The following is a 12,077-nucleotide window of genomic DNA, read 5'->3' as shown; positions in this document are numbered from 1 at the left end:
TAATTGTTAAAAATTCTAATTAGTGGTGTTCTTCTATCGCCATACCAATAAACAAGGCAGACAGAATGGTAAATATAAAAGCTTGTATAAATGCAACCAGTAGTTCAATTGCACCAATGAATAAGGCAAAAGGTACTGAGGCTAGTGAAACGGCTGTGGAGTTGAATACGAAGATCAATCCAATCAGCGCTAATCCTAAAATGTGACCTGCAGTGATGTTGGCAAACAAACGAATGGCTAATGCAATTGGTTTGGTAAAGATACCGATGATCTCTACCGGAACTAAAACGATGTATAACCACCATGGTACATCTGGTGTAAAGATGTGTTTCCAATAGTATTTGTTACCGTTGAAGTTAATCATCAAAAAGGTGATTGTTGCCAATACAACCGTTACAGAAATGTTTCCGGTTAAGTTGGCGCCTCCTGGTAAAAAAGGGATTAACCCTAACATGTTGTTGAACCAGATAAAGAAGAATACGGTTAACAGGTATGGCATAAAACGTTCGTATTTATGACCAAGATTTGGAATGGCGATATCGTCACGTACAAACATGATGATTGGTTCCATCCAGGATTGCAAACCTTTTGGAGATTTGCCGGCTCTTTTTTTGTAGCCGCTGGCTACTTTAAGGAATACGGCAAGAATCACGATTACCGACAGTAATAAAGTACATACGTTTTTGGTCATCGAGAAATCTAAAGGGCGGGCATTATTTACATGATGCTCTGCACCTGCATCCACATATTGTCCATGCTCATTAGCAGTTTCAGAAGCGTAATAGATTTTTTCGTGCATTTTAACAAAACGCTGTCCGCCTTTTTCAACTACAATTTTAGCTTCATCATCATGATGAAAGTCATTTGCGTTAAAAACAACAAGTCCGTTGTTGGTATACAGCATTATAGGCAGACCAATATAGTAATCTCCGATAACGTGCCAGCTGTGCGAATCTGCGATATGGTGCAGGGCAAACTTACCTAGGTTAAACTTTTTCTCTGCTTCTGGTTCAGCATGAGCGGCAGCAGTTGTTTTCAATGTGTCTTCCTGTGCATATAACACGGGTGTTACAAAGAAAAGCGCTAAAAAAAGCGTAAAAGCAACGATTAGCCTATTAACATTAAATTCAAAAACGTGGTTACAATCCATTTACTGGCAGATTTTTACTGGTTATTTTGGAGGCGCAAGTTACGTAACAGCGCGAATATTTCAAAGAAGCTGAACAATAAATATAAAGAAAAAAAGTTGAGGGCAAAAACGACTCCCTTTTCCTTACTGTTTATGCTGTAAATCAGCACAAAAGCCAAAGAAAATATCATCTTCAGTACAATTGACCCCATAATTGCCATTACTCCCGCTTCAGCGTTCATTTTAATGCCAAAATAGGCAGTAACGTAGGCAATGTAAGTGATGCCTCCGAGGAAGCAGAAGATTAACCAGAACTTGTTTACGAGTAACGTAACGTCTGGAAATACTTGCGGAAGCGCAAAGGCAATGCCGGCAAGGACAATGGCATAAGCAAAGTAATAAAGGGTAAATTTGGGGATACTCAAAACTCTTTTTTTGTCAAAAGTAAGTAATTTAAATAGATGGTGCTAGCAATTATTTTTTACTATTGAGTTGTCGAACGACCTGATATAGCGAGGCAATCACGCCTATAAGTCCCAGCAAGGCTGTAAAAATCAGCTTTTCGCTGCCCCTGTATTCGTCTATTTTATAGCCTGCGAAAGTGAAAATACCTATGGTAGCCAGCATTTGAAATCCTGTAGCTGAATAACGGATGTAGGAGTGGATTGGCTTTTTGGGTGACTTTTCTGGTTGCTCTTCCATTTTCTTAGATTTTCTTTTTTCTTAACCAGGTGTGATAAGGAATAACAAGGGCCAGCAGGAGCGCAAAAACACTCAGTAATTGTGCCAGGATATCGCCACTTTTAACGTAAAAGGTAAGCTGATCATTTAAATTCAGGTCGGCTTTAAGGGCATTGCGGGTCCACCATTTACTCTCCTGTACGATGTCTCCTTTTTGATTGATGAATGCAGAGATACCGGTATTGGCAGAGCGTACAATCCAGCGTCTGGTTTCTATTGCCCGGAGTTTAGCATACAGCAGGTGCTGGTCTTTGCCTGAAGTATTTCCCCACCAACCATCGTTGGTGATGATGGCTATAAACTGAGCGCCATCTTTAACCGCCTGACCAATCCAGCTGCCCCATAACGATTCATAACATATTACAGGCGCTACGCCTGTGCCGCTTTGTGCGTAAAATACGCCGGGATGATCCTGCCATCCCCAGCCGGAGGCGGTGCCCCCCAAGCCTTCAAAGACTGGTGCAAGAAAGGAGAACACTTTAGGGAAAGGCATTTTTTCTACGCCGGGAACCAATTTAGATTTGTGGTAAAATTGCACATTAGAAGAGTTTTCTACTTGCATGGCCGAATTGTAATTGTCGTACCACATGCCGCTATTGATGTCTTGCTTTGCCGTCAGCGTTTTTTTGTCGCTGTACTTCTTAATGCTTTCTACACCTGTAATTAAGGTTCCGTTTTTATATTTGTTTAAAAATTGCTGCAAATAGGCATAATCCCGGCTTGTGCGAACCTGGTCTTCATCGGTATAATCCGTAAGGGCTGTTTCTGGCCATATAAAGTATTCTGTATTGGTTTGCGCGACTGAATCTGATAAATGGGTAAGAATTTCAAGCTGAGTTTGAGCGGAAATGTAGCCATATTTACCATACGGATCTATGTTTGGTTGTACCGCGACTACGTTAACCGGCATTTGCTTTTCTGTGTACTGGTTATATTTAACCAATGAAGCTATGGCTGGGAAAATTAGCACCATGAGCCAGATGGCCAGCGGACGGAACTTTAAATAGCCGGTATAAGATTTTGATGTTAGCGTTTTATAGGCTTCAAATGCCAGAATGTTGCTGACTAAAATCCAGACAGATCCTCCATATACACCTGTATAATCATACCACTGCGCCAGTTGGTGCAAACCAGAAAGGCCATTGCCCAGTGTCATCCATGGAAAAGCGAGGTCCCAGCTCTGGTGCAGGTATTCCATAGACACGTAAAAGCTAACCAAGGCAAGCCAGGTGATTTTTCTGTTTGCAACAACCCGCTGTAAACGATAGTGTAACCAGAAAGCAAAAGTCATCAGTAAAGCGCCCAAGCCATATGGAATTAAAGAAACCAGGAGGGAGATAACGGTACTGATGGCACCTGTGCTAAAGGAATTGATGGCATTAAATACCCAGTAAATGCTCGCCGTGTTCCAAACAAAAAATGACAGGCCTGCTGTAAGAAATACCTTTTTGCCAGTTTTAGGGCCACCTTCTTTCATCAGCCGGTCTAAGGCAATGAGCAAAGGAACCAGGCCAATGAACAACAGCGGGGCAGCAAAAGTATGTGGTGGCCAGGCCAGCCACATTAAGAATGAGCTGCCCAAAGCCAGCAGGTAAGTTTGCTTAATTTTCATTTAAATCCGGCAATTATAAACTATCCAGAATGTCCGCTTTTTTAGCTTCGTATTCTTCCAGGGTAATGAGTTGTTTGTCAAACAAGGTTTTTAGTTTCCTTAATTTAAGGGTAGTTTCATCTTCGGTATCTTCAACAGCAGGTTTACTAACTGGCGCTACAGGTTCAAGGATGGTTTCAGCCGGTTGTGCATTTACCGTTACGGGAGAAGGAGCCGGCCTCCTGTCTTCGATTTCACTTTGTCTCTGCTCTTCTTTAAATTTCTCCAGTTGCTCGTAGGCTGCCTGATATAGTTTTCTGGCTTGCACCTTGGGGATAAACTCCGTAATGATATTTTCTCCGTACTGTGGAACACAAATAAATTTAGAGCCAAACAATTCTTCTTTAGAAGAGATTTCCTTGATGCTTTTCCAGGAGATGTCTTTAAAATTCATGGTGATGCCAAAATTGGCGGGTTCACAGTAAAAAATCCTTTTGTTACTTACAGCAATGCAATCAGGAAGCAAGTTTACCGCAGGTTTTTTTTGAACAGCGAGGTAAATCAATTCTTCATTGGTGGTTAGCATATCGTTCAATTTGCCCAGTACCTTTTCAACGGTTTTTGGATCTTGTTCGTCGCTTAAAAATCTATCTATTAAATTCATGTTGTGTTAAGTTAAGTGTGCGTTATATGTCTTTAGCGTTCTTTTTATTTTTCTTTATTTCTTCGGCGCCGGCAATACAAATTACAAATTCTCCTTTTAATATATTGTTTTCGAAATGTGATTTTATTTCTTCTATAGTGCCACGCACTGTTTCTTCATACATTTTGGTAAGCTCTCTACTTACCGATGCTTGTCGCTCTGCACCAAAATAGGCGATAAACTCCGTTAATGTTTTCAGCAGGCGGTGCGGACTTTCATATAAAATAATCGTGCGTTCTTCTTCTGCCAATTTCTTCATGCGGGTTTGTCTGCCTTTTTTAACCGGTAAAAATCCTTCAAATACAAAAGCATCGCAAGGCAGGCCGGAATTCACTAAAGCAGGTACAAAAGCAGTTGCACCGGGCAGGCATTCTACCGCAAGGTCTTCTTTGAGTACTTCACGTACCAGAAAGAACCCGGGATCTGAAATGGCTGGTGTGCCGGCATCAGAAATCAGGGCTACATTTTTTCCTTCTTTTAAAAACTTAATGATTTCAGCAGTGGCTTTGTGTTCATTGTGCTGGTGGTGGGAGTAGGCTTTTTTATCGATGCCAAAGTGTTTCAGCAAAGGGGCACTGGTCCGGGTGTCTTCGGCCAGAATGATGTCTGCTTCTTTTAAGACACGGATTGCCCTGAAGGTCATGTCTTCTAAATTGCCAATAGGGGTAGGTACCAGAAATAGTTTGCCCTCCGTGTTATTCTCCAAAACTTGTTATCTTTGTTAAAAAATAAAATAATGCTGCAAGTTAACTATATCCGTGAAAATAGAGAGAAAGTTTTAGAGCGCTTAAGTGTGCGTAATTTTAAACAGCCAGAACTGGTTGATGAAATCATCAGGTTTGATGAAGAACGCAGACAAACTCAAAATTCGCTGGATAACCTTTCTGCTATCGCAAATGCCAACGCCAAACAAGTTGGAGAGTTGATGAGAGCGGGTAAAAAAGAAGAAGCTGAGCTGATTAAAGCGCAGACTACATCCAATAAAGAAGAGATTAAAGCCTTGTCTGAGCAGCTGGCTTTGGCAGAGCAAAATGTATACAATGCTTTGGTGCAATTACCTAATTTACCAGGTGCACAGGTGCCTGCAGGAAGTACTCCGGAAGAAAATGAGGTGGTATCCTTACATGGTGAACCCGCTCAACTTCATGAAAATGCTTTGCCGCATTGGGAACTGGCTTCAAAATATGACATCATTGACTTTGAACTCGGCACCAAAATTACCGGAGCTGGTTTTCCGGTGTATAAAGGTAAAGGCGCAAGATTACAGCGCGCGCTGATTAACTTTTTTCTGGACAGGGCTACAGAAGCAGGCTATAAGGAAATGCAAGTGCCTTTGATGGTTAATGAGGCTTCTGGTTTTGGAACGGGACAGCTTCCTGATAAAGAGGGACAGATGTACCATTCTACCATAGATAACCTATACCTGATTCCGACCGCCGAAGTTCCGGTAACCAATTTGTATAGGGACGTCATTTTAAAGGAAGATGAACTACCGGTTAAAAATACAGCTTATACCCCGTGTTTCCGTCGTGAAGCAGGTTCATACGGCGCTCACGTGCGTGGTTTAAACCGCTTACACCAGTTTGATAAGGTAGAATTGGTACAGGTAGTGCATCCTGAAAAATCTTATGAGATTTTGGAAGAGATGAGTACCTATGTGCAATCTTTGTTAAGTGATTTGGGTTTACACTTCCGTGTATTGCGCCTGTGTGGTGGCGATATGGGCTTTGTAGCGGCCATGACTTACGATATGGAAGTTTGGAGTGCGGCTCAACAGCGTTGGTTGGAAGTATCTTCTGTATCTAATTTTGAAGCCTACCAAAGTAACCGTTTAAAATTAAGGTACAAAGGTGCTACTGGTAAAACCCAGTTGGCGCATACTTTAAATGGTAGTGCATTGGCTTTGCCTCGTATTGTAGCTGCCATCTTAGAGAACTATCAAACTGCGGAAGGCATTAAATTGCCTGAAGTATTGGTAAAATATACTGGTTTTGATACTATTGATTAAGAGGTTCTGATGACCTTGTATTAACAAAAAAAGCTTCCTTTGGGGAAGCTTTTTTTGTTAAATATATAGTGTTTGACTACAAGATCAAGATCAACACTAAGATGATGATGATGATTGCACCAACAGAAAGATAAACGCCACCACCAGTTGCATTGGCTTCTGCTTTTAACTCTCTTAATTCTTTACGTAATTCTTTTTTCTCGGCTCTGGTCATGTTAGACCTGTCCATGTGTCTGATTTCTTCAACACGATTGGTAATGCGCTCTAATTTTACTTTTTGCTCAGCTGTTAACTCTACTTTGTCTTTAACCTTATCTGCAGCGGAAACATTATTTGCACTGATAGCCATTGTCAGGATCAACGCGAAGGAGTAAATTAATTTTTTCATTGTGTTATGAATTTAGGGTTATAAATAAGCCAACATAGCTTCAGTTCTTTATAAACAAAAAACCTACCAAAGCAAGTTTGATAGGTTTTTAAAGGGTATTTCGTTAAAAACTGTCCAGTCTACTGGTCAGTTGGATTATATTCCTTTGATTTCAAAAACTACATTCATAACGTAATTCAGTTTGATTTTTTTAAAATCAATTTCTGCCGCTGGTGCCATATCAGCAGATTCTGCTGCTTTAGACATGTACATCACATTACTGCGGTACATAGGCTGTGGAAACTGCTCGTTGTTTACTTCCTGGATGTCAATGGCACTGCCTAATTTATCACCCAATGCTTCTACCAGATAAGCTGCTTTAGCTTTGGCTGCTTGCAGGGCTTTAATTTTAAGCTCTTTTTTTAAGCCTTCAATTTTAGAATAATCATAGCTTTCGATATTGGTGTAAGCAATACCTTTCGCATCAACGGCATCTATAATTGCATTCCATTTATTTAAGTCCGTTACCTTTAAGCGGTATTGTTTGCTGGCCAGGTAATCCGGGTTTTTCTTTTTCTCGGCTACAGCGGTGTAACTCGATAAGTTGGTAATGGAAAGGTTCTCTTTAGCAATGCCCGCTGATTGTACGGCATTAAAGAGCTGGTTTTCCAGATCGGTGATTTCAACTTTCTTTTTACTATTGCCGTCTTTAAGGTATTCTTTTAAAGAGATACTGATGTATATGATATCGGGCATCACTTCAGTTTCGGCGCTTCCGCTTACACTGATTTTTTTACGTAAATCAACTTGTTGGGCCTGGGCACTTATGCTCAATAAGGCAGCAATGGCCAAAATAAATAACTTTTTCATATTAATTTTCTTATGTGTTACCTGTAGATGGAATTATCATGCCAATTCCATAAGCGGGTAGCCTATAAATTTTAAATTAATCTTCAACAATCTCATTATTAGGTCCAATTTCTTCTTTAACCTCTTCCTTGAAGTATGTTTTCTGGAAAATCAGGATCACAATTACACCGACTGAGATGGCTGCATCGGCAATGTTGAACACCGGTCTGAAGAAGACATAATCTTCGCCTCCCCAAATGGGTACCCATGCCGGGAAAATACCTTCCAGGATCGGAAAGTAAAACATATCTACCACACGTCCGTGGAACAAGCCAGCGTATTTATAGATGACACCGTAAAACACAGAATCTATAATGTTGCCTAGTGCACCTGAAAAAATAAGGGCAACGTTTAAAATCAGGCCCCTGTGGTGTTTTCCTTTAATCAGGTAATGTAATCCATAACCAATTCCGGCAACTGCAATAATCCTGAAGAGCGATAGAAACAGTTTTCCAAATTCACCGCCAAACTCCATTCCGAAAGCCATACCATTGTTTTCAGTGAAATGGATAATGAACCAGTTACCGATAATTTTAAATTCCTGACCAATGTACATATTGGTTTTGATCCAGGTTTTTAAAGCCTGGTCTGCCAGCAATACTAAAAAAATGACCAATAAGGGTTTAGTGTAGCCCTTCATTATGCCTGCTTCAATTTAGCTTCCATGCTTAAAGTAGCATGAGGAACAGCGCGTAAACGTTCTTTAGGAATCAGTTTTCCGGTTTCGCGGCAAACACCATAAGTTTTATTTTCAATACGTACCATTGCAGCTTCCAGGTTTTCAATAAACTTTTTCTGACGTGCGGCCAACTGGTTCAATTGTTCTTTTTCTAATGTTGCAGAACCATCTTCCAATGTTTTGTACGTACCTGAAGTGTCTTCAGTACCGTTAGAATTAGGGCTGCTTAAAGAGTTTGTTAAGTCTAAAAATTCTTCTCTCGCCATGCGAAGTTTCTCCTGGATCAGGTCTTTAAATTCCTGGAGCTCGCTGTCAGAATACCTTGTTTTTGTCGATTTTTCCATTTGTCTAATTTGTTTTTATTGGTAATGGATCTGTCATGATTTATCCTTCAGTTGTAGTTTGAAAAATCATGACGGTTCCACAGTAATTATTGTTGTGCAATCAAAATTTGTAGTTCAACATCGTCGATTACTATTTTGTTTCCTTTATCTAAGTTATCTGCCATTAGTACGTCTTCTGCCAAAATTTCTGCGCAAATGTAGGCTTTATTCTGTGTTACGGCATTGTTAATCAAATTATCCTTTTGTAAAGTAACTGTGATGCGGTCTGTAACCTCAAAACCCAATTCTTTCCTTAAGTTCTGAATCCGGTTTACCAACTCTCGGGACAATCCTTCCTGTTTCAATTCTTCGGTAATGGTGATGTCTAAAGCAACAGTTAAGTTACCCAGGTTGGTTACCTGCCATCCGGGGATGTCTTCGGCAATAATCTCCAGGTCTGTACTTTGGATGGTGTAGGTGGTAACACCAGCAGCACCGTTTACGGTTAGTTCTGTCTCGCCCTTGTTTTCCAGTTCTGCTATTTTCGCAGGTTCCAGATTGGTGATGGCATCGGCAACGAGCTTCATGTCTTTTCCAACCCTTGCGCCCAGCATTTTAAAATTAGGCTTGATCTTTTTCTTGATGAAACCTTCTGTATCGGTTATATATTCGATATTCTTGATGTTGGTTTCAGAAAGGATCAGTTCTTTCACCAATTCAACTTTCTCAGAGAATTTAGGATCCAGCACCGGGACTAAAATCTTGGCCAGTGGCTGACGAACATTGATACTTGATTTTTTGCGCAGCGACAATACCATTGAAGAGATATTTTGTGCCAGCTGCATGCGCTCGTTCAATTCGTTGTCAATTAGTGCCACATCGCCTGCTTTCCATAAACTTAAGTGTACGGACTGCTCTGCACCTTTTTTATTTACAGTGAGGTTTTGGTACAGCCAATCTGAAAAGAAAGGAGCAATAGGTGCCATCAACTGGGCAATACTGGTTAAGCAGGTGTATAGAGTTTCGTAAGCTGCTTTTTTATCCGCAGTCATTTCACCTTTCCAGAAACGGCGGCGGGATAGGCGGATGTACCAGTTACTTAAATGTTCATCCACAAAAGCCTGAACAGCACGCGACGCTTTTGTAGGCTCATAGGCATTGTAGCTTTCGTCTACCTCATTGATCAGATTTTGCAGTAAAGAAAGAATCCAGCGGTCCAGTTCACTTCTTTCGGAAACAGGTGTTTCATTGTCTTCGTCAATTTCGAATTTATCGATATTGGCATATAAAGCAAAGAATGCGTAGGTATTGTACAAGGTGCCAAAGAACTTGCGTTTTACTTCAGCAATTCCTTCCGAATCGAACTTTAGGTTGTCCCATGGGTTGGCATTTGAGATCATGTACCAGCGGGTTGCATCCGGTCCATATTCTTCAATGGTTAAAAACGGATCTACCGCGTTGCCCAAACGTTTAGACATTTTTTGTCCGTTTTTGTCCAGTACCAATCCGTTAGAAACCACATTTTTGTAAGCCACTTTATCAAAGACAAGCGTACCAATGGCGTGCAGGGTATAAAACCATCCACGGGTCTGATCTACTCCTTCGGCGATAAAATCTGCCGGAAAGTCCTTGTTCTCCTCAATTTTATCTTTGTTTTCAAAAGGGTAATGCCATTGTGCATAAGGCATTGCACCAGAATCAAACCATACGTCAATTAAATCGCTCTCACGTTTCATCGGCTTTCCCGAAGGAGAAACCAATATTAATTCGTCTACTACGTTTTTATGTAAGTCAATCAGGTCATAATTCTCATCAGACATGTTGCTGATTTCAAATCCACTAAACGGATTTTCTTTCTGAAAACCTGCTGCGATCGATTTTTCTATGGCCTGGTAAAGTTCTTCTACGGAACCAATGATGATTTCTTCTTTTTTATCTTCTGTTCTCCAGATAGGTAAAGGAATACCCCAATATCTTGAACGTGAAAGGTTCCAGTCGTTGGCATTTTTAAGCCAGTTTCCAAAACGACCTTCACCGGTAGATTTAGGCTTCCAATTGATGGTTTCGTTCAGGTCAAACATCCTGTCCTTAACGTCAGTTACCTTGATAAACCATGAATCCAGTGGGTAGTACAACAAAGGCTCGTCAGTTCTCCAGCTGTGTGGGTAACTGTGTACATATTTCTCCACCTTAAATGCTTTATTCTCTTCTTTTAAGCGAATGGCGATTTCTACATCAACTGATTTCTCAGGTGCTTCGCCAGCATTGTAGTATTCATTTTTTACGTATTTTCCGGCAAAATCACCCATGTGTGAAGTGAATTTACCTTGCAAATCTACCAAAGGAACAGGGATGCCGTTTTCGTCCAACACCAACATTGGAGGAACTTCAGGTTTTGCTTCTTTAGCCACCTTAGCATCATCAGCACCAAAAGTTGGTGCGGTATGTACTATTCCGGTACCATCTTCCGTGGTTACAAAGTCACCCGCAATGACACGGAAAGCATTTTCCGGATTTTGGTAAGGCAGTGTATAGGGTAAAAGTTGTTCGTATTTAATTTCTACCAGGTCTGCGCCTTTAAATTCTGCTACGATCTGGTAAGGGATTTGTTTGTCGTTTTCTTTGAAATTGCTGAAATCTTCTGCCTTGCTACTGGCAAAAAAGCCTTTGCCAAATTGCTTGCCAACCAGGTTTTTAGCGAGGACTACATTAACCGGCAAAAATGTATAAGCGTTGAAAGTTTTAACCAGTACATATTCTATTTTCGGCCCAACGGTAAGGGCAGTGTTGGATGAAAGTGTCCAGGGGGTGGTGGTCCATGCCAGAAAATGAATGTCACCAAAACCTTGCAAAAATGCAGGCAGTGTTTCTGGCAATGTTTTAAACTGAGCAACAATGGTGGTATCGGTTACATTGCGGTAAGCACCAGGCTGGTTTACTTCGTGAGAACTCAAGCCTGTTCCAGCTTTTGGAGAATAGGGCTGAATAGTATATCCTTTATAGAGTAAGCCTTTGTCGTAAATCTGTTTTAACAACCACCAAACCGATTCCATGTATTTCGGTTTGTAGGTAACATAGGGATCATCCATATCTACCCAATAACCCATTTTTTCGGTTAGGTCGTTCCATACGCCGGTGTAGCGCATTACGGTTCTTTTACAGGCGTTGTTGTATTCTTCTATAGAAATGGTTTTTCCAATGTCTTCTTTGGTGATGCCAAGTTCTTTTTCTGTTCCAAGTTCCACAGGCAGGCCATGTGTATCCCAACCGGCTTTGCGTTTTACCTGGAAACCTTTAAGGGTTTTATAGCGACAAAAAATATCTTTAATGGCACGTGCCATTACGTGGTGAATGCCGGGGAGTCCGTTTGCTGAAGGCGGGCCTTCAAAAAAAACAAATGGTTGCTGACCTTCACGGGTAGAAATGCTTTTTTCAAAGATGTTTTCTGCCTTCCAAAATTCTAGTATTTCGTCTCCTATTTTAGCTAATTCTAAATTTTTAAATTCCCTATACATCAATCTAATATCCTCAAAATTTAAGGATGCAAAGTTAAGGTTTTAGAATGAAAAATAGAAATGTATTGAATGGGCGGTAAAGGCGGTAGGGCTTATCCAAACCTCCCGCGTC

The 12,077-nt window shown here is 40.8% G+C and carries 12 protein-coding genes; 1 reads left to right on the top strand and 11 read right to left on the bottom strand.

The genetic code is table 11. The features are described 5' to 3' along the window. Positions 1-19: 19 nt before the first annotated feature. From atpB to rsmI, 6 genes are read right to left on the bottom strand one after another with little or no spacing between them, the layout of a single operon-like run. A complete protein-coding gene (gene atpB / locus LPB86_RS01095; RefSeq protein WP_230640618.1) occupies positions 20-1,150 on the bottom strand; it encodes a F0F1 ATP synthase subunit A in 1,131 nt (376 codons plus the stop codon). Positions 1,151-1,164: 14 nt separating this feature from the next. Further along, complete coding sequence (locus LPB86_RS01090; protein WP_230640617.1) at positions 1,165-1,554, bottom strand: hypothetical protein; 390 nt, start codon at positions 1,552-1,554, stop codon at positions 1,165-1,167. A gap of 49 nt (positions 1,555-1,603) precedes the next feature. Continuing rightward, positions 1,604-1,831 (bottom strand): AtpZ/AtpI family protein, encoded by a 228-nt coding sequence (locus LPB86_RS01085; protein WP_230640616.1) that lies wholly within the window; start codon positions 1,829-1,831, stop codon positions 1,604-1,606. 4 nt (positions 1,832-1,835) lie between these two features. Then, positions 1,836-3,482 (bottom strand): apolipoprotein N-acyltransferase, encoded by a 1,647-nt coding sequence (gene lnt / locus LPB86_RS01080; RefSeq protein ID WP_230640615.1) that lies wholly within the window; start codon positions 3,480-3,482, stop codon positions 1,836-1,838. 13 nt (positions 3,483-3,495) lie between these two features. Further along, complete coding sequence (locus tag LPB86_RS01075) at positions 3,496-4,125, bottom strand: PH domain-containing protein (protein WP_230640614.1); 630 nt, start codon at positions 4,123-4,125, stop codon at positions 3,496-3,498. Positions 4,126-4,147: 22 nt separating this feature from the next. Beyond that, positions 4,148-4,870, bottom strand: coding sequence for a 16S rRNA (cytidine(1402)-2'-O)-methyltransferase (gene rsmI, locus LPB86_RS01070; RefSeq protein WP_255695468.1), 723 nt, complete (start codon positions 4,868-4,870; stop codon positions 4,148-4,150). A gap of 30 nt (positions 4,871-4,900) precedes the next feature. Between rsmI and serS the strand changes: the two genes are divergently transcribed. Beyond that, positions 4,901-6,172: a serine--tRNA ligase gene (gene serS / locus LPB86_RS01065; protein WP_230640613.1), complete on the top strand. Its 1,272-nt coding sequence runs from the start codon at positions 4,901-4,903 to the stop codon at positions 6,170-6,172. A gap of 76 nt (positions 6,173-6,248) precedes the next feature. Here the strand turns inward: serS and LPB86_RS01060 are convergent, their stop codons facing one another. The 5 genes from LPB86_RS01060 to ileS form a co-directional block, all read right to left on the bottom strand. Then, positions 6,249-6,560, bottom strand: a complete 312-nt coding sequence (locus LPB86_RS01060; protein WP_230640612.1) for a hypothetical protein — start codon at positions 6,558-6,560, stop codon at positions 6,249-6,251. A 135-nt stretch (positions 6,561-6,695) separates the two neighbouring features. After that, positions 6,696-7,409 (bottom strand): SIMPL domain-containing protein, encoded by a 714-nt coding sequence (locus LPB86_RS01055; protein WP_230640611.1) that lies wholly within the window; start codon positions 7,407-7,409, stop codon positions 6,696-6,698. A gap of 76 nt (positions 7,410-7,485) precedes the next feature. Continuing rightward, the gene (locus LPB86_RS01050) at positions 7,486-8,088 is read right to left on the bottom strand and encodes a lipoprotein signal peptidase (protein ID WP_230640610.1); all 603 of its coding nucleotides are present in this window, start codon (positions 8,086-8,088) and stop codon (positions 7,486-7,488) included. Continuing rightward, positions 8,088-8,471 (bottom strand): TraR/DksA C4-type zinc finger protein, encoded by a 384-nt coding sequence (locus LPB86_RS01045; RefSeq protein ID WP_230640609.1) that lies wholly within the window; start codon positions 8,469-8,471, stop codon positions 8,088-8,090. The genes LPB86_RS01050 and LPB86_RS01045 overlap by 1 nt, the downstream gene beginning before the upstream one ends. Before the next feature lie 86 nt (positions 8,472-8,557). Continuing rightward, entirely contained in the window at positions 8,558-11,965 is a 3,408-nt protein-coding gene (ileS, locus tag LPB86_RS01040; protein ID WP_230640608.1) for an isoleucine--tRNA ligase, read from the bottom strand. Positions 11,966-12,077 lie beyond the last annotated feature (112 nt).

It is taken from the genome of Pedobacter sp. MC2016-14, assembly GCF_020991475.1.
Taxonomy (GTDB): Bacteria; Bacteroidota; Bacteroidia; order Sphingobacteriales; family Sphingobacteriaceae; genus Pedobacter.
This window is presented reverse-complemented; position numbering and strand designations above follow the sequence as displayed.

What these genes read in the sequence shown, in the direction of transcription:
- serS (WP_230640613.1), top strand. Translation starts at nt 4,901, where the DNA reads ATGCTGCAAGTTAACTATATCCGTGAAAATAGAGAGAAAGTTTTAGAG.
- atpB (WP_230640618.1), bottom strand. Translation starts at nt 1,150, where the DNA reads ATGGATTGTAACCACGTTTTTGAATTTAATGTTAATAGGCTAATCGTT.
- LPB86_RS01075 (WP_230640614.1), bottom strand. Translation starts at nt 4,125, where the DNA reads ATGAATTTAATAGATAGATTTTTAAGCGACGAACAAGATCCAAAAACC.
- ileS (WP_230640608.1), bottom strand. Translation starts at nt 11,965, where the DNA reads ATGTATAGGGAATTTAAAAATTTAGAATTAGCTAAAATAGGAGACGAA.
- LPB86_RS01045 (WP_230640609.1), bottom strand. Translation starts at nt 8,471, where the DNA reads ATGGAAAAATCGACAAAAACAAGGTATTCTGACAGCGAGCTCCAGGAA.
- LPB86_RS01060 (WP_230640612.1), bottom strand. Translation starts at nt 6,560, where the DNA reads ATGAAAAAATTAATTTACTCCTTCGCGTTGATCCTGACAATGGCTATC.
- LPB86_RS01050 (WP_230640610.1), bottom strand. Translation starts at nt 8,088, where the DNA reads ATGAAGGGCTACACTAAACCCTTATTGGTCATTTTTTTAGTATTGCTG.
- LPB86_RS01085 (WP_230640616.1), bottom strand. Translation starts at nt 1,831, where the DNA reads ATGGAAGAGCAACCAGAAAAGTCACCCAAAAAGCCAATCCACTCCTAC.
- LPB86_RS01055 (WP_230640611.1), bottom strand. Translation starts at nt 7,409, where the DNA reads ATGAAAAAGTTATTTATTTTGGCCATTGCTGCCTTATTGAGCATAAGT.
- lnt (WP_230640615.1), bottom strand. Translation starts at nt 3,482, where the DNA reads ATGAAAATTAAGCAAACTTACCTGCTGGCTTTGGGCAGCTCATTCTTA.